Genomic DNA, 15,756 nt, shown 5'->3' with positions numbered 1-15,756 from the left:
GCTAGCGCACCGCGCGCAGGGCGGTGGTGTGGCGCGGTAGGACGCGGCCCAGTACTTCGGCGATATAGGTGAGGAACAAAGTGCCCACCGAGCTCTTGTAGTGCGCGGGATCGCGGCTGGCGATGGCCAGTACGCCGTGCAGGCCTTGATGGCTGAGGGCGACGACGGCGGTAGAGCCGATCTGCTTGCGCTGTTCGGCGCCGAACAGGAAGTCCAGCTCGTGCTCGCGCAGGGTGCCGCTGATGGTCTTGCCTTCGGAAAGCAGGCCGCCGATCGCGGTTTGCGCGTCGCCGCCGCTGACCCAGCGACCCACCGGCATCGGGTTGTCGCTGAACAGGATCAGGCTGACAAACGGCACCTGGAAGTCCTGGCGCAGGCTGTCTTCCACGGCGATGACCGTTTCTTCCAGGCTGGTGGCGTCCATCAGGGTAAGAATCAGGCGGCGGGTTTTCTCGAACAGACGGTCGTTGTCGCGGGCGACGTCCATCAGGTGCGAGAGCTTGTGGCGCATTTCGATATTGCGCTCGCGCAGGATCTTCATCTGTCGCTCCACCAACGACACGGTGTCGCCGCGCTGGTGGGGGATGCGCAGGGCCGGGAGCAGTTCTTCGTGTTCGACGAAGAAGTCCGGATTAGCCTCAAGGTACGCCGCGACGGCAGCGGCCTCCAGACTTTCGCTCGGGGTTGTTGCTTGTGCGGGTACTTGAGGCTTATCGGTCATTGGCTTGGCTCACTCATAGACGGACCTGTCCTTCGTATACGCGCGAGGCCGGCCCGGTCATCATCACCGGGTGGCCAGGGCCTGCCCACTCGATGGACAGGCGTCCACCGGGCAGGTCGATCAACAGGGGCGAATCCATCCACCCCTGGCTGATCGCGGCCACGGCAGCGGCGCAAGCACCGGTACCGCAGGCCTGGGTTTCGCCGGCACCGCGCTCCCACACGCGCAATTGCGCACGGGAACGGTCGATCACCTGCAAAAAGCCCACATTGACCCGCGCCGGAAAACGCGGGTGGTGTTCGATCTTCGGCCCCAGTTCATGCACGGGGGCATTGTTGATGTCGTTGACCCGTAGCACCGCATGGGGGTTGCCCATGGACACGGCAGCGATGTCGACGGTCTGGCCGTCAACGTCCAGCGGGTAGCTGGCGGCCTGCTCGGTCGCCTGGAACGGGATATCCGCCGGCACCAGGCGTGGCGCGCCCATGTTGACGCTGATCTGGCCGTCGCTGCGGATATCCAGCTCGATCACGCCGCTCTTGGTCTCGACGCGAATCTGCCGCTTGGCGGTCAGGCGCTTGTCCAGCACAAAGCGTGCAAAGCAGCGCGCACCGTTGCCGCACTGTTCCACTTCGGAGCCGTCGGAGTTGAAGATCCGATAACGGAAATCCACCTCCGGGTTGCTTGGCGCCTCGACGATCAGCAATTGGTCGAAGCCGATCCCGGTATGCCGGTCGCCCCACTGTTTAGCGTGCTTGGGTAGGATGTGTGCGTGCTGGCTGACCAGGTCGAGGACCATGAAATCATTGCCCAGCCCGTGCATCTTGGTAAAACGCAGCAGCATGGCTTACTCCGGCAGCAGGCTTTCGCCAGCATACAACTCGGCTACCGTCTCGCGGCGACGCACTTCAAACGCTTGATCACCGTCCACCAGCACCTCGGCGGTACGTCCGCGGGTGTTGTAGTTGGAACTCATGACAAACCCGTAGGCACCGGCCGAATGCACGGCCAGCAGGTCGCCTTCTTCCAGGGCCAGTTGACGATCCTTGGCCAGGAAGTCGCCGGTCTCGCAGATCGGGCCGACGATGTCATAGGCGCGTGCTTCGCTGTTGCGAGGCGTCACGGCGGTGACATTCATCCAGGCCTGGTACAGCGCCGGGCGGATCAGGTCGTTCATCGCCGCGTCGACGATGGCGAAATCCTTGTGCTCGGTGTGCTTGAGGTACTCGACCTGGGTCAGCAGCACGCCGGCATTGGCGACGATATAACGGCCCGGCTCGAACATCAGCGTCAGGTCGCGGCCTTCGATGCGCTCGCGCACGGCCTGGATATAGTCGGCGATCGCCGGTGGCTCTTCATCGCGATAACGCACGCCCACGCCACCACCGAGGTCGATGTGGTGCAGGTAGATGCCGCATTCGCCCAGGCGGTCGATCAATGCCAGAAGGCGGTCGAGGGCATCCAGGAACGGCGGCAGTGTGGTCAGTTGCGAGCCGATATGGCAGTCGACACCCAGCACTTCCAGGTTCGGCAGCTGGGCGGCGCGGATGTACACGTCTTCGGCGTCGGCAATGGCGATGCCGAACTTGTTCTCTTTGAGACCGGTGGAAATGTACGGGTGGGTGCCGGCATCGACGTCCGGGTTGACGCGCAGTGAGATCGGCGCACGAACGCCCATCTCGGCCGCGACGACTTGCAGGCGTTCCAGCTCGTCGGTGGACTCTACGTTGAAGCAATGTACGCCGACTTCCAGGGCTCGGCGCATGTCTTCGCGGCTCTTGCCGACGCCGGAGAACACGATCTTGTCGGCCTGGCCGCCGGCGGCCAGGACCCGTTCCAGCTCGCCACGGGAGACGATATCGAAACCGGCGCCCAGGCGCGCCAGGACATTCAGTACACCCAGGTTGGAGTTGGCCTTGACTGCGTAGCACACCAGGTGCGGTACGCCATCGAGAGGGTCGGTGAACGAGCGGTATTGGGCTTCGATATGCGCACGGGAGTACACGTAGGTCGGGGTCCCAAAGCGCTGGGCAATCGCGGACAACGCCACGCCTTCCGCGAACAGCTCGCCGTCCCGGTAGTTAAAAGCGTCCATGGAGCTCCCTTATTCGTAGGTGTCGTGCTTATGCGCTTTGGAGGGCTTTTGCGACGATTGCGCCTGTTCATTCGGGTCTTTGCTGTCATCGGGCAGGTACAGCGGGCCTTTTTGACCACAGGCACTAACGAGGCAAGCGACCGCGACGAGCGCAGCAAGGGAAGAGATCAGGCGCTTCATGGCGAAATCCTTGAATATGCATTAATTGCGCCCGAGTATACCGACCACCCGCCAGCTTGCCTATGCGCTGAAATACCCGTCCGGCGGGGGTTTGCCGAGATGGCAGGGAAGCGGACTACGCTGGTTGAGGATATTTCACGCCGTCAATCGCGTTGAAATCGGTATCCTTTGCAATCGGCGGGGCTCGCCCGTATCGTGCGGCGCTTGAGCAAAACCAGACACTTTTGAGGTTGCCACAATGAGTTTGACCGAAGCCCGTTTTCACGACCTGGTGGATGCGACCCAGCAGGCGCTGGAAGATATTTTCGACGACAGCGGCCTGGACGTGGATCTGGAAAACTCGGCCGGGGTGTTGACCGTCAAGTTCGAGAGCGGCCAGCAACTGATCTTCAGCCGTCAGGAACCGCTGCGGCAGCTGTGGCTGGCGGCGCGCTCCGGTGGCGTCCACTTCGACTACGACGAAGAAAGCGGCAAATGGCAGTGCGACAAGAGTGAAGAGTTGCTGGGCGAGATGCTCGCGCGCCTGGTCCACGAATATACCGGCGCCGAGCTGGATTTCGACGAGATCTGACCGTGACCCAGCCTGCGCCCGTACGCCCGCCCAAGCCGCTGTTCAGTAATGTCAGCCCGGCGGTGCCGTCACCTTGTATCAGTTTGTGTCGCCTGGACGAGCAAAAAGTCTGCCTCGGCTGCTTCCGCCATGTGGAAGACATCCGCGAATGGCGCTCCGCCGATGATCAGCGGCGCCGAGTGATCGTGGCCCAGGCCGAGCAACGCAAGGCCGCGCCTTGAGCCCGTCTTGTTTATTTACGGTGCTGTGGTAGTGTCCGGATACGCCTCAACTCATCGAGGCCCGTGAGAACCCCGCCTTTTCCTGGCGGGGTTTTGCTTTTTTGTGCAGAAAAAAGGAGTCTGCCTGAATCATGACCGCACCTTCCATCATCCTCACCCGTCTTGATGTGCAGCGTCTTGAGCAATTGATCGACCGTATGGACGAGACGCAGCCGGGCGTTATTGCACTGCAAGCCGAACTCGACCGCGCCGAAGAAGTGGTTGGCCACGATGAAGTGCCTGCAACGGTCGTGACCATGAACTCCAGCGTGCATTGCCGTGAGCAAGGCAGCGGCAAGGACTACCACCTGACCCTGGTCTACCCGAAAGATGCGAATGCCGATGAAGGCAAGATTTCGGTCCTGGCCCCGGTGGGCAGTGCCTTGCTTGGCCTGCAGGTAGGCCAGCACATCGATTGGCCGGCACCGGGCGGCAAGACCCTCAAGCTTGAGCTGCTCAGTGTTGATGGTCAGCCCGAGGATGGCGGCGCCTTCCCTCTCTAGACCTGGCTCAGCGCCTCATTCAGCGCGAGCTCCAGCTCGGCCTTGTAGCGCAGGTACAAATTGCTTGGGCTTTGCACATCACCGAGCAGCCCCGACAGGTCGAGGTCGGTGATGTAGCAGCGGTAGCGCTCGGTTTCCCGGCGTTGCCCGACGATTTCCTGGGCGACCACCGCAAACAGTTGGTCGCCAAACTCCAGCTCGGAAAACTCCCGCTGATTGCAATACAGGGTAATGCCCACCTTGCCCGGTGCCGCCTTGCCGATAATCGCCTGCACGTCATAAAACGGTTTGTTCGCGGGGTTCTGTGGGGCCGGCCGCGGCTCGACACTGCGCGCGCGCGTGGTGCCCGACGGCAGCAGTTGGTAGTACAAGATTTGCACCTCACCCAACGGTTGTTGCGTGTCCAGGGGCGATAGCGCTTCCCGGCGGTAGATGATCGACTGCAAAAAGCGCTGCAGCGGCGCCAACAGGCTCTGTTCATCATGAAACGGCAAGCGTTGCTGCCAGAGCGCGTTGAATTCATCCAGCACATACAGCTCGGCGAAGCCTTCGTTGACCCGGTAGAACACCTGCACGCAATCGGCCATGCCCATGGGCAGCAACAGCGCCAGGTCGTGGTCTTCCAGGGCCATGGCATCCAGGTGCAGCGGGCTGTAGCTGGCCAATTCTTCGCTGAGGTAGGCGACCAGCGCATCCTGGGTCGCCAGTGATACGTGGATGGCTTGGCCGGGCATCAACTCCATCACGTGATAGTGCTGCTGTACCTGGAGCAAGTAGCGGTGATTGCCCTGACCCAGCAGCAGGTTCTGTGCGGTGTCGAAGATTTCTTCCACTCGCTGGGCAATGAACTGCGCGCGGTTGTGACAGAAGCAGCGCACCCGCAGCCGAGGCAGATGATCCGACGGCAATTGGTTGAGGTAGTCGCGCAGGCAGTCGAGCAGCGCATGGGGGCCGTCGTAGCGGCTGACCATCACCTCGTTCCAGCTGTTGAGCGTGACCTGGTCCAGGGTCAGTACGAGGTTGTCGCGCACACCGGCATAGCTCAGGGAGTCGGTGCGCTCGGTGGTCATCAGGATATTCAGGTCGCGATGATGCTTGAGCGGGTCGACGCCGACGTTGATCAGCAGCAACACTTCCTCGGGTACCGCCGAGCGCAGCAGGCGCGCTTCATCAACGCTGGCCAGGGGCAGGGCGATAGCCTGCTGCAGGCTGCCCAGCAGGTTGAACAGCTCGAATTCGGTCATGTCGCTGGTGCCGGGGTGCAGCGCCAGGCGCGTGCTGCTGTCGATGACGCCGTTGCGGTGGCACCAGGTGAGCATCTCCAACAGGTCGCGACTGCGCTTGATCGGCGCGAAGTGCTCCCATTCCAGGGCCGTGAGGTTACCGTTGTACAGGCCCCAGTGGTGCTGGCCGGGCTCCTTGCGGTTGGGCGATTGCACCAGGGTCAGGGTGTCTTCGGCCAGGTCCGGGGCGATGCCGGGGTTGATGAATTCAACCTTGCCGGCCTTGCGTTCAAAGGCGGCATACAGGCGCCGTCCCAGCACATTGAGGTCGCGCTTGTTGATCAGGCTGACCGTCTGTTCGGTCCGGGCGAACTGGGTCAGGAAGCGATAGCTGTAGTTCAGCTCGCTGACCAGGGCACGGCGCTCGGAGGCCACCTGACGCACTTTCCACTGGCTGCGGCTGTCCAGCAGCGCCAGTTGGCGTTGGTCCCAGCCCCACTCGTGGGCCAGGCGCTCCAGCAACAGCCGCTGCCAACTGGTGCTGCGCTGACCGGCGCTGAGCTTGCGATTGACCTTCAGGTACAGGGCGCGACGCACCAGCTCCAGGCGCTCCGGTTCGTTGCGGGCCTTGAGGTATTCCTCGATACGGCGGTACACCACGATGTACGGATCCAGCTCATCCAGGTCCATCTGGTTGGCGAACACCGCGCGCTTGAAGCGCAGGCTCAGGCAGTGCACGTTCGGGTGCTCGCTGGCGTAGACCTCGGTCAATAGCAGCTTGAGCACCGACTTGTAGGGCGACTCGATGCCCTTGAACAGTTGCCACAGCCCGGCACCGATGAATTCACCGGGAGGGATGCGCGCCAGGTGGCCCAGGTCGAGGGTTTCATCGGCGCGGATAAAACGCTTGGAGATCAGCGTGTGGGTGAATTCCGCATAGCGGGCCTCTTCATACACCGGCACCAGCCACCAGATCGGCGTACGCCCGGCCAGCCAGATGGCTGTGCGGTAAAACTCGTCCAGCAACAGGTAATGCTGGGTCGTGCCGCAGTCGTCGGAGCTGAGTTGGGTGTCGCGCTCGCCGAGTACAAAGCGCGTCGGCTCAATCAGGAAGAAGTGCGCTTCTGCGCCCATGCCCAGGGCCCAGGCTTCCAGCAGTTGGCATTTTTTACGCAGCTCCGCGAGCTCGTTTTCGCCCAGGTCGGGTGCATGGCACACCCACACATCCATGTCACTCTGGTCGGCCTGGGCGAGGGTGCCGAGGCTGCCCATCAGGAACAGGCCGTGGATCGGTTTGGGTTGATTGACCGGACGCGGCTTGTAAGAGAACGAGCGGGTCAGACGCTGGGCTTCCGTGAGTGCCTGGGCGTCGGGCTCGAAATTCGACAGCCCGGCTGGCGTACTGCCCGATACATAACCCGGCAACAGCGGATGATTGACGTGAAAAAACAGCGGCAGCAGGGTCAGCACGCTTTGCTGGCGCGGCGTCAGCCCTTCGACGGCACGAGCCATGCGACCTTCATTCAGGGCCATGAAGCGCGCACGCAATTGGGCCAGCACCTTGCGGTCGATGCCTTCGTCCAGGTCAGGGCGGATTTCATGGGTGCGGGTCATGTCGAACTCGGTGGCTCGCAGGGCCCGACGCGGGCGGCCATGTAGGAGTTTACAGCCAGTCGCGTAGGAGGTTTAGAGGGAAATGGTTTTTGGCGTCAAAAATCGGGCCATTCCACAGCAGCGCCCTCGGAATCCGCGAGAGGCGGACTCCATGGGCGGGATACGGTATCAGGCAGCTTCTTTGGTGTTGGCGGTGCTCAGAATGGTCAGCAGGGTTTGGGCCTGCTCTGCGGCGTCCCGGCCAAGGCTGGTCAGGTAGCCTCCGTCCGGTTGGTCGATAAGCCCTTTCGCATGGAGACGCTTGGCAGCGGCGATGGCAGAGGGAGCGGCGGTCTGATGGACTTTCAGACCTTCCTTGGTGCTGTCCAAGGGGAAGAGTACAAGGATTTCCAGTTCGGCAACCAACTCAGGGGTATACGACATAAGGACTCCAGACTTTCTAAAATTTATTAGAGGCTAGCAGGCCATAAGGTGAACGCACTTTGCCGAACTGTCCAGCGTGTTGCGGTGTGCCGGGATTATTCCTTTTCGGGCGGCAGCTCAGGCAGTGCCCGCAGCGCTGTTTCATACCATTCGGTATTGAAGGCGCGGTCCTCATCCAGCATCGCGTCGATCTCGAAAGCCAACACGTGAGCCATGAGATTCAGGATCTCTTCACGTTCATAGCCCACCAGGGTCAGTTTATTGAACGTGGCCTTGGCGGCAGGCGGGTTGTCGCTTTCGATCTGGTTTTCGATCGCTTCGATCAAGGTGTTTTCGGTGAACGCTTCTTCGTCGCTGTCGATATCGGTCGGCTCGCTCATGGCAGGCTCCTCAAGGAAAGGGCGCCAGTCTACCCCCATTCAGGCAGGTGATGCTGCTGGTCAGGCTGGCCCCGGGGATCTATAACTCCTGCAGCCAACCCCGCACACGGCCTGGAGGCTTTGCGATGCTCAAGCTTTACGGATTCTCGGTCAGCAACTACTACAACATGGTGAAACTGGCACTGCTGGAGAAAGGCCTGGCTTTTGAGGAGGTGCCCTTTTATGCCGGGCAAACCCCTGAGGCCCTGGCGGTCAGCCCGCGTGGCAAGGTGCCGGTGCTGGGCGTGAAGCAGGGGTTTATCAACGAAACCAGTGTGATCCTCGAATACATCGAGCACTCCCAGGAAGGCCCGTCGCTGTTGCCGGCCGACCCGTTCCAGCGTGCCCAGGTGCTGGCGTTGTGCAGGGAAATCGAGCTGTATATCGAATTACCCGCCCGTGCGTGTTTTGCCGAGGCGTTTTTCGGTATGCCGGTGCCGGAGGCGATCAAGGCGAAATCCAGGGCTGAGTTGCTGCTGGGGATCGGCTCTTTAGGCCGTCACGGCAGGTTCGCGCCTTATGTGGCGGGGGAGGGCTTTACGATTGCGGATCTGTATTTCATGTACAGCGTGAACCTCGCCTGTGCGGTGGGCGAGAAGCTGTTTGGCCTGGACCTGTTGGCTGAATTGCCGGCGGCCAGAGCGTTGCTGGAGCGACTGCATGCCATGCCTAATGCGCAGAAGGTGGCGGCGGACAGGGAGGCCGCGATGCCGGCGTTCATGGCGATGGTTGCGGCCAAAAAATGAACAAATGTGGGAGGGGGTTGCCCCCTCCCACCTTTTTCAGCGGCTGGCGAGCAGGGCCTGGCCGCGAGCGACCGCAGCCTTCACCTGCGCCGGCGCGGTACCGCCCACGTGGTTACGGGCATTCACCGAACCTTCCAGGGTCAGTACGGCAAACACGTCCTGTTCGATCTGGTCACTGAACTGGCGCAGCTCTTCCAGGCTCATTTCCGCCAGGTCCTTGCCGGTGTCGACGCCGTATTTCACCGCATGGCCAACGATCTCGTGACAGTCGCGGAACGGCAGGCCACGGCGCACCAGGTAGTCCGCCAGGTCAGTCGCCGTGGAGAAACCGCGCAGGGCCGCTTCACGCATGATCGCGTGCTTGGGCTTGATCGCCGGGATCATGTCGGCAAACGCGCGCAGCGAGTCACGCAGGGTGTCGGCGGCGTCGAACAACGGTTCCTTGTCTTCCTGGTTGTCCTTGTTGTAGGCCAAAGGCTGGCCTTTCATCAGGGTCAGCAGGCCCATCAGTGCGCCGAATACACGGCCGCTCTTGCCACGCACCAGTTCGGGCACGTCGGGGTTTTTCTTTTGCGGCATGATCGAGCTGCCGGTGCAGAAACGGTCCGGCAGGTCGATGAACTGGAATTGCGCACTGGTCCACAGCACCAGCTCTTCGGAGAAACGCGACAGGTGCATCATCGCGATGCTGGCGGCGGCGCAGAATTCGATGGCGAAGTCGCGGTCGGACACGCCGTCCAGGGAATTGCCGCCGACGGCGTCGAAACCCAGCAGTTGTGCGGTGTACTCGCGGTCGATCGGGTAGGTGGTGCCGGCCAGGGCTGCGCTGCCGAGCGGCATGCGGTTGGCGCGCTTGCGGCAATCCACCAGGCGCTCGTAGTCGCGGCTGAGCATCTCGAACCAGGCCAGCAGGTGGTGGCCGAAGGTGACGGGTTGTGCGGTTTGCAGGTGGGTGAAGCCGGGCATGATGGTGTCCGCCTCACGCTCGGCCTGCTCCAGCAAGCCTTTCTGCAAGCGGGTGATTTCGGCCAGGATCAGGTCGATTTCATCGCGCAGCCACAGGCGGATGTCGGTGGCCACCTGGTCGTTACGGCTACGACCGGTGTGCAGTTTCTTGCCGGTCACACCGATACGGTCGGTGAGACGGGCCTCGATGTTCATGTGCACGTCTTCCAGGTCGACACGCCAGTCGAACGTACCAGCTTCGATTTCACCACGGATGGTGGTCAGGCCATCGATGATGCTGTCGCGCTCGGCGTCGGTCAGCACGCCGACCTTGGCCAGCATCGTCGCGTGGGCAATGGAGCCCATGATGTCGTGGCGGTACAGGCGCTGGTCAAAGGTGACGGAGGCGGTGAAGCGGGCGACGAAGGCGTCGACGGGTTCACTGAAGCGGCCGCCCCAGGACTGGTTGGTCTTGTCGGTGCTCATGGGTTCGCTCGTGGTCTGCTTATTAAGAGGCATGAAAGTGTGGCGGCGATAATAACAGGGTTGCCCTTGGAGGCGGTGCTGCGGGTCGTCGGCATTTTTATTTGTGCAAAGGATGGCTAAGTGCCTTGCCGCCGACCGCGTCCGGGACGAGACTGGAGGCAGCTGCTTATTGATACGATATTTGACGATTGAGCAATATCGTCTCGGCGAGCGTCTACAGTTGGACTGATAGTGTGTGAATGCACCAAAGTCGGGTAATGCGGTCAGAGCCTGACTATCCATTTAAAAGGGGGGTATTCGGATTGTGTATCAGCAAACCCTACGACGATGCCCGAAGGCAGCAGGTCTTGGGCGCTATTGAACAGGTCCGGGTAAATATGGGTGCCGCTGTCAGGGCACTTTTTGCCGCTCGCGCTAGTCTTAGCGTGGATCGCTGTGACGCAAGTCACCGCACCTGTCTACGCTATCCTTGTGCGAGACTCACGCAGGAATCCAGCGCTATATGAATGTCCTGATCGTTGATGACGAACCCCAAGCCCGCGAGCGACTGAGCCGTTTGGTCAGTGAACTCGAGGGTTATACAGTCCTTGAGCCGAGTGCCACCAGCGGCGAGGAGGCGTTGACGTTGATCGACAGCCTCAAGCCGGACGTGGTGTTGCTCGATATCCGCATGCCGGGCCTCGATGGCCTGCAAGTTGCTGCTCGCCTGAGTGAGCGCGAATCGCCACCCGCCGTGGTGCTGTGCGCCGCTCAAGAAGAGTTTGCCGCGCAGGCACTGGAAGCCAGTGGTGTCAGCTTCGTAGTCAAGCCAGTGACTGCCGAGGCCTTGCTCAGGGCCTTGAAGAAAGCCGAACGTCCCAACCGCGCCCAACTCGCTGCCCTGACCCAGCCGGCCGCCCAGAGCGGCAACGGGCCGCGCAGCCATATCAGCGCCCGCACACGCAAAGGCATCGAGTTGATCCCCTTGGACCAGGTGGTCTACTTCATTGCCGATCACAAGTACGTGACCCTGCGGCATGAGGCTGGCGAAGTGTTGCTCGATGAGCCGCTCAAGGCCCTTGAGGATGAATTCGGTGACCGCTTCGTGCGAATCCACCGGAACGCGCTGGTGGCCCGTGAGCGAATCGAGCGCCTGCAGCGCACGCCCCTCGGGCACTTTCAGTTATTCCTCAAAGGGCTTAATGGGGATGCGTTGATCGTCAGCCGACGCCATGTCGCTGGCGTGCGCAAGATGATGCAGCAGCTTTAGCCCGAGGGTTTTGGCAAGCCTGCATTCATTATCCCGGTGCGACGTGGCCAGGGAGGCCCCGCACTTGCTGATTCAAATCAAAGCGTATTTGCCTGAGCTGTTATTATCTGCCGTATCTATTCAGTACGGATTGATCCATGTCCTCTCGCGAAATCCGCATCGCCACCCGTAAAAGCGCCCTGGCCTTGTGGCAGGCCGAATACGTCAAAGCACGCCTTGAGCAGGCCCATCCCGGCCTCAAGGTGACCCTGGTGCCCATGGTCAGTCGCGGCGACAAGCTGCTCGACTCGCCGCTGTCGAAGATCGGTGGCAAGGGCCTGTTCGTCAAGGAACTGGAAACCGCGCTGCTGGAAAACGAAGCCGATATCGCTGTGCACTCCATGAAAGACGTGCCCATGGATTTCCCCGAAGGCCTGGGCCTGTTTTGCATCTGTGAACGTGAAGACCCGCGTGACGCCTTCGTTTCCAATACCTTCGCGTCTTTGGATGACTTGCCTCTGGGCAGCATTGTCGGCACCTCCAGCCTGCGTCGCCAGGCACAGCTGTTGACCCGTCGTCCGGACCTGCAGATTCGTTTCCTGCGCGGCAACGTCAACACCCGCCTGGCCAAGCTGGATGCCGGTGAGTATGACGCGATCATCCTCGCCGCGGCCGGCCTGATCCGTTTGGGCTTCGAAAACCGCATCACCTCGGCCATCAGCGTCGAAGACAGCCTGCCTGCTGGCGGGCAAGGCGCCGTGGGCATTGAATGCCGTACCGCCGATAGTGAAATCCACGCGCTGCTCAAACCCCTGGATCACCATGAGACCGAAGTGCGTGTCACGGCCGAACGCGCCCTGAACAAGCACCTCAACGGTGGCTGCCAGGTGCCGATCGCCTGCTACGCCGTGCTCGAAGGTGAAAACCTGTGGCTGCGTGGCCTGGTTGGGGATCCGGATGGGGGCACTCTGCTGACTGCCGAAGTCCGTGGCCCGCAACGTGACGCCATCGCCCTGGGTGTCCAGGTGGCTGAAGAGCTGCTGGAAAAGGGCGCAGGCGCTATCCTGCAAAAGGTCTACGGCGAGGCCGGCCCGCAGTGACCGATTGGCGCGTGCTGCTGACACGGCCTGCCGAGGAGTCGGCGGCCCTGGCGGCGGCGTTGTCCGAAACCGGTATCTTCAGCAGCAGCTTGCCTTTGCTGGACATCGAGCCGTTACCCGTTACCCCCGAACAACAGGCCGTCTTCGATGATCTTGGCCGCTACTGTGCGGTGATCGTGGTGAGCAAGCCGGCCGCGCGGCTTGCCGTGCAGCAGTTGGATCAAGCCTGGCCGCAACTGCCGTGGTTCAGCGTCGGTGCGGCCACCGCGCAGGTCCTGGTTGATCATGGCCTTCCCGTTCACTATCCCCAAACCGGCGACGACAGCGAGGCCTTGCTTCAATTGCCTGCGTTGCGCGAGGCTATCGCACGGCCCGGTGCGCGGGTGTTGATCCTGCGCGGCGAGGGGGGGCGGGAGCTGCTGGCTGAGCGTTTGCGCGAGCAAGGTGCTAGTGTCGACTACCTGGAGTTGTATCGTCGTTTCCTTCCGGCCTACGACACTGGTGTACTGACCCGGTGCATCCAGTTGGAACGCTTGAACGGCCTGGTGGTCAGCAGTGGGCAGGGTTTTTTGCACCTGCAGGCCCTGGCCGGATCCGATTGGCCACAGGTGGCGCAGCTGCCGTTGTTCGTGCCCAGCCCGCGAGTCGCCGAGATGGCGCGGGCCGCTGGCGCAGAAAAAGTTGTGGATTGTCGCGGCGCGAGTGCCGCGGCTTTGTTAGTGGCGTTACGGAGTCATGCCGTTCCCACTCTCTGATACGCAAAGGACGGATACGTGAGCGAAACAGCCTTGCCTAAAGATGAAACCCAACCCGCACTTGATGCGCCGGTTGAGTCACCGGTCACCGCGCCGCGCCGCGGCAATGGCCTGGCAGTTGTCGCCCTGCTGCTTGGCGCTGCGGGTGTTGCCGCCGGCGGTTGGGGTCTCTGGCAGGTTCGTGCCCTGCAAGCCAGCAGCCAGCACCAACTGGGTCAAGTGCAGACCCTGGATGACCAATCCCAGGCCCTCAAGCAAAGCCAGCAACAACTGGCTGCACGCCTGGCGCAACTGCCGGGTGCGGATGAGCTTGAGGAGCGCCGTCGGCTGGTGGCCCAGTTGCAGGGTGACCAGCAGCGCCTGAGCCAGCGCCTGGAAACCGTGCTGGGTGCCAGCCGCAAGGATTGGCGCCTGGCTGAGGCCGAGCACCTGATTCGCCTGGCGAGTTTGCGCTTGTCTGCCTTGCAGGACATCAACAGCGCCCAGGCCCTGGTCCAGGGCGCCGACGAGATTCTTCGCGAGCAAAGCGATCCAGGCTCCTACGCCGCACGCGAGCAGTTGGCCAAGAGCCTTGCCGCGTTGCGCAGTACTGAGCAGCCGGATCGCACCGGGCTGTATCTGCAATTGGCGGCCTTGCGTGATCAGGTCGTGCAACTGGCGGCCATCGCCCCTGAGTACCAACTGACCGAGCCCGCATCCCAGGGGCGTCCAAGCACCGATACGGACAGCCGCTGGAGCCAGTGGTGGGAGCAGATTTCCCGGTACTTTCGCATCGACTTCAACCCCGACGACAACATTCGTCCACTGCTCGCCGGTCAAGGCCTGAACCAGGTACGCCTGGCCCTCAGCCTGGCTCTGGAGCAAGCGCAATGGGCGGCGCTCAATGGTGAATCGGCGGTGTACAGCCGCTCCCTGGGTGAGGCACGCAGCGTGTTGCAGGACAACTTCAACCAGGACAACCCGCAGAGCAAGGCGATGCTGGCGCGTATCGCCGAGCTTGAGCCCAAGGCTGTCTCGGTGGTGACACCGGACCTGGCGGCGAGCCTGGCTGCGGTACAGGCGTACCTCGAGCGTCGTCATCTGTCTGCCGACGAAGCCAAGGCGGCTGCCACGCCGGCGGCCACGTCGGCGAAGCAGGAGTAGAGCCGATGAAGCGTTTCTATGTGATCCTGGTGCTGGCGATTGCAATCGCCCTGGCACTGGCCGTGGGCATTTCGAAACACACCGGCTATGTGTTGATTACCTATCCTCATGTGCTGCACTACGAGTCGAGCCTATGGGCTACCGTGGTGGCGGTGTTTGTCTTCGGCCTGGCCATCTACTTGATCCGCGTATTGCTGAGCCTGGTCACCACCTCGGGTGGCGTGGTCAACCCGTGGTCGCGACGTAACCGCAGCCGCCGCGTGCAGATCGCCATCGAACAGGGCCAGATGGACCTCGCCGAAGGCCGTTGGGCCAGTGCCGAACGTCACCTGCACCGTGCCGCCGAAGCCGAGCGCCAGCCATTGCTGTACTACCTGGGCGCGGCCCGGGCGGCGAATGAGCAGGGCCGTTATGAAGAGTCGGACGGTTTGCTCGAGCGCGCCCTGGAGCGTCAGCCCCAGGCCGAGCTGGCGGTTGCCTTGAGCCATGCGCAGTTGCAATTGGACCGTGGCGACACTGATGGCGCCCTTACCACCTTGCAGGCCATGCACGAGCGTCATCCCCACAACGGGCAGGTGCTGCGCCAATTACAGCGTCTGCACCAGCAGCGTGGCGACTGGTCGGCGGTGATCCGCCTGTTGCCGGAGCTGCGCAAGGACAAGGTGCTGCCCGCCGGCGAATTGGCAGAATTGGAACGGCGTGCCTGGGGCGAGAACCTGAGCCTGGCGGCCCAGCGCGAAGAGCAGGGCGAAGCCGGCCTGCAGTCTCTTGAGCGGGCCTGGCAACAGCTCACTTCCGCCCAGCGCCAGGAGCCGCAACTGGTCCTGGCCTATGCCGAGCAACTGCGTCAATTGGGCGCCGATGCCAAGGCGGAGGAGGCGTTGCGCGGTGCCATCAAGCGCGGCTACGACAGCCACCTGATTCGTCTCTACGGCCTGCTGCGCGGCAGTGACCCTGCCCGGCAATTGAAGTTTGCCGAAGGCTGGCTAAAGGACCACCCGGGCGATGCCAGCCTGTTGTTGACATTGGGTCGTCTGTGCCTGCAAAACAGCCTGTGGGGCAAGGCGCGTGATTACCTGGAAAGCAGCCTGCAGGTGCAACGTAATCCCGAGGCCTGTGCCGAACTGGCGCGGCTGTTGGCGCAGTTGGGCGACACCGAGCGCAGCAACCAGCTGTTCCAGGAAGGCCTGGGCTTATTGGATAACCGCTTGCTGGCGTCTCCGCTGCCAGTTTCTGCCCGAGTTTGATGCAGGAAGAAGTCTAGGGTTGGCTCAGATATTTCTGATAACCAGCCCTTCAATGCTGCGCATATGCCGGCCCTGAGGGGCTTTGAAGCAAACTCCT

General features: G+C 62.1%; 17 protein-coding genes and 1 pseudogene. 10 read left to right on the top strand and 8 right to left on the bottom strand.

Going from position 1 to position 15,756, the window contains the following annotated elements; all coding sequences use genetic code 11:
• Position 1: 1 nt before the first annotated feature.
• The 4 genes from FX984_RS18315 to lptM are packed head-to-tail and all read right to left on the bottom strand — an operon-like array spanning position 2 to position 2,996.
• Positions 2-721 (bottom strand): DUF484 family protein, encoded by a 720-nt coding sequence (locus tag FX984_RS18315; protein ID WP_027608318.1) that lies wholly within the window; start codon positions 719-721, stop codon positions 2-4.
• A gap of 13 nt (positions 722-734) precedes the next feature.
• Positions 735-1,565, bottom strand: coding sequence for a diaminopimelate epimerase (dapF, locus tag FX984_RS18310; RefSeq protein WP_027608319.1), 831 nt, complete (start codon positions 1,563-1,565; stop codon positions 735-737).
• 3 nt (positions 1,566-1,568) lie between these two features.
• Complete coding sequence (lysA, locus tag FX984_RS18305; protein WP_092355839.1) at positions 1,569-2,816, bottom strand: diaminopimelate decarboxylase; 1,248 nt, start codon at positions 2,814-2,816, stop codon at positions 1,569-1,571.
• 9 nt (positions 2,817-2,825) lie between these two features.
• On the bottom strand, positions 2,826-2,996 hold the full coding sequence (lptM, locus tag FX984_RS18300; protein ID WP_010207449.1) for an LPS translocon maturation chaperone LptM: 171 nt from the start codon (positions 2,994-2,996) through the stop codon (positions 2,826-2,828).
• Between the two features lie 238 nt (positions 2,997-3,234).
• On the opposite strand from lptM, the gene cyaY reads away from it, so the two are divergent.
• The 3 genes from cyaY to rnk all read left to right on the top strand — a co-directional run bounded on the left by cyaY (position 3,235) and on the right by rnk (position 4,330).
• The gene (gene cyaY, locus FX984_RS18295; protein ID WP_027608321.1) at positions 3,235-3,567 is read left to right on the top strand and encodes an iron donor protein CyaY; all 333 of its coding nucleotides are present in this window, start codon (positions 3,235-3,237) and stop codon (positions 3,565-3,567) included.
• A 2-nt stretch (positions 3,568-3,569) separates the two neighbouring features.
• Positions 3,570-3,788, top strand: coding sequence for a DUF1289 domain-containing protein (locus FX984_RS18290; protein WP_027608322.1), 219 nt, complete (start codon positions 3,570-3,572; stop codon positions 3,786-3,788).
• A 131-nt stretch (positions 3,789-3,919) separates the two neighbouring features.
• Positions 3,920-4,330, top strand: coding sequence for a nucleoside diphosphate kinase regulator (gene rnk / locus FX984_RS18285; protein WP_043293860.1), 411 nt, complete (start codon positions 3,920-3,922; stop codon positions 4,328-4,330).
• On the opposite strand, the gene FX984_RS18280 is transcribed toward rnk, so the two are convergent.
• From FX984_RS18280 to FX984_RS18270, 3 genes are all read right to left on the bottom strand, one after another.
• Complete coding sequence (locus tag FX984_RS18280) at positions 4,327-7,167, bottom strand: class I adenylate cyclase (protein ID WP_108573445.1); 2,841 nt, start codon at positions 7,165-7,167, stop codon at positions 4,327-4,329. The genes rnk and FX984_RS18280 overlap by 4 nt on opposite strands.
• Positions 7,168-7,335: 168 nt before the next feature.
• The gene (locus tag FX984_RS18275) at positions 7,336-7,590 is read right to left on the bottom strand and encodes a TIGR02647 family protein (RefSeq protein WP_027608325.1); all 255 of its coding nucleotides are present in this window, start codon (positions 7,588-7,590) and stop codon (positions 7,336-7,338) included.
• A gap of 95 nt (positions 7,591-7,685) precedes the next feature.
• A complete protein-coding gene (locus FX984_RS18270; RefSeq protein ID WP_027608326.1) occupies positions 7,686-7,970 on the bottom strand; it encodes a hypothetical protein in 285 nt (94 codons plus the stop codon).
• Between the two features lie 125 nt (positions 7,971-8,095).
• On the opposite strand from FX984_RS18270, the gene FX984_RS18265 reads away from it, so the two are divergent.
• Complete coding sequence (locus FX984_RS18265; protein ID WP_027608327.1) at positions 8,096-8,755, top strand: glutathione S-transferase family protein; 660 nt, start codon at positions 8,096-8,098, stop codon at positions 8,753-8,755.
• Positions 8,756-8,791: 36 nt separating this feature from the next.
• On the opposite strand, the gene argH is transcribed toward FX984_RS18265, so the two are convergent.
• Positions 8,792-10,186 carry an argininosuccinate lyase gene (argH, locus tag FX984_RS18260; protein ID WP_065926679.1) on the bottom strand — a complete coding sequence of 465 codons (1,395 nt, stop codon included), beginning with the start codon at positions 10,184-10,186 and terminating at the stop codon, positions 8,792-8,794.
• A gap of 389 nt (positions 10,187-10,575) precedes the next feature.
• Between argH and FX984_RS33220 the strand changes: the two are divergent.
• The 6 genes and pseudogenes from FX984_RS33220 to FX984_RS18240 form a co-directional block, all read left to right on the top strand.
• Positions 10,576-10,692: pseudogene (locus FX984_RS33220) on the top strand (sensor histidine kinase); the annotation flags it as partial.
• On the top strand, positions 10,689-11,435 hold the full coding sequence (locus FX984_RS18255; RefSeq protein WP_027608329.1) for a LytR/AlgR family response regulator transcription factor: 747 nt from the start codon (positions 10,689-10,691) through the stop codon (positions 11,433-11,435). The pseudogene FX984_RS33220 and the gene FX984_RS18255, both read left to right, overlap by 4 nt.
• 137 nt (positions 11,436-11,572) lie before the next feature.
• The gene (hemC, locus tag FX984_RS18250; protein WP_027608330.1) at positions 11,573-12,514 is read left to right on the top strand and encodes a hydroxymethylbilane synthase; all 942 of its coding nucleotides are present in this window, start codon (positions 11,573-11,575) and stop codon (positions 12,512-12,514) included.
• The gene (locus FX984_RS32775; RefSeq protein ID WP_027608331.1) at positions 12,511-13,269 is read left to right on the top strand and encodes a uroporphyrinogen-III synthase; all 759 of its coding nucleotides are present in this window, start codon (positions 12,511-12,513) and stop codon (positions 13,267-13,269) included. The genes hemC and FX984_RS32775 overlap by 4 nt, the downstream gene beginning before the upstream one ends.
• An 18-nt stretch (positions 13,270-13,287) precedes the next feature.
• Positions 13,288-14,412, top strand: coding sequence for a uroporphyrinogen-III C-methyltransferase (locus FX984_RS32770; protein WP_027608332.1), 1,125 nt, complete (start codon positions 13,288-13,290; stop codon positions 14,410-14,412).
• A 5-nt stretch (positions 14,413-14,417) separates the two neighbouring features.
• On the top strand, positions 14,418-15,659 hold the full coding sequence (locus FX984_RS18240) for a heme biosynthesis protein HemY (RefSeq protein WP_027608333.1): 1,242 nt from the start codon (positions 14,418-14,420) through the stop codon (positions 15,657-15,659).
• Positions 15,660-15,756 lie beyond the last annotated feature (97 nt).

This window comes from Pseudomonas marginalis (genome assembly GCF_008692035.1).
GTDB classification, from domain to species: domain Bacteria; phylum Pseudomonadota; class Gammaproteobacteria; order Pseudomonadales; family Pseudomonadaceae; genus Aquipseudomonas; species Aquipseudomonas marginalis.
The sequence above is the reverse complement of the archived record's forward strand: the minus strand, read 5'-3'. Positions and strand labels throughout refer to the sequence as shown.

Coding starts and splice junctions, on each gene's coding strand:
- FX984_RS18315 (WP_027608318.1), bottom strand. CDS start 721: ATGACCGATAAGCCTCAAGTACCCGCACAAGCAACAACCCCGAGCGAA.
- dapF (WP_027608319.1), bottom strand. CDS start 1,565: ATGCTGCTGCGTTTTACCAAGATGCACGGGCTGGGCAATGATTTCATG.
- lysA (WP_092355839.1), bottom strand. CDS start 2,816: ATGGACGCTTTTAACTACCGGGACGGCGAGCTGTTCGCGGAAGGCGTG.
- lptM (WP_010207449.1), bottom strand. CDS start 2,996: ATGAAGCGCCTGATCTCTTCCCTTGCTGCGCTCGTCGCGGTCGCTTGC.
- cyaY (WP_027608321.1), top strand. CDS start 3,235: ATGAGTTTGACCGAAGCCCGTTTTCACGACCTGGTGGATGCGACCCAG.
- rnk (WP_043293860.1), top strand. CDS start 3,920: ATGACCGCACCTTCCATCATCCTCACCCGTCTTGATGTGCAGCGTCTT.
- FX984_RS18280 (WP_108573445.1), bottom strand. CDS start 7,167: ATGACCCGCACCCATGAAATCCGCCCTGACCTGGACGAAGGCATCGAC.
- FX984_RS18275 (WP_027608325.1), bottom strand. CDS start 7,590: ATGTCGTATACCCCTGAGTTGGTTGCCGAACTGGAAATCCTTGTACTC.
- FX984_RS18270 (WP_027608326.1), bottom strand. CDS start 7,970: ATGAGCGAGCCGACCGATATCGACAGCGACGAAGAAGCGTTCACCGAA.
- FX984_RS18265 (WP_027608327.1), top strand. CDS start 8,096: ATGCTCAAGCTTTACGGATTCTCGGTCAGCAACTACTACAACATGGTG.
- argH (WP_065926679.1), bottom strand. CDS start 10,186: ATGAGCACCGACAAGACCAACCAGTCCTGGGGCGGCCGCTTCAGTGAA.
- FX984_RS18255 (WP_027608329.1), top strand. CDS start 10,689: ATGAATGTCCTGATCGTTGATGACGAACCCCAAGCCCGCGAGCGACTG.
- hemC (WP_027608330.1), top strand. CDS start 11,573: ATGTCCTCTCGCGAAATCCGCATCGCCACCCGTAAAAGCGCCCTGGCC.
- FX984_RS18240 (WP_027608333.1), top strand. CDS start 14,418: ATGAAGCGTTTCTATGTGATCCTGGTGCTGGCGATTGCAATCGCCCTG.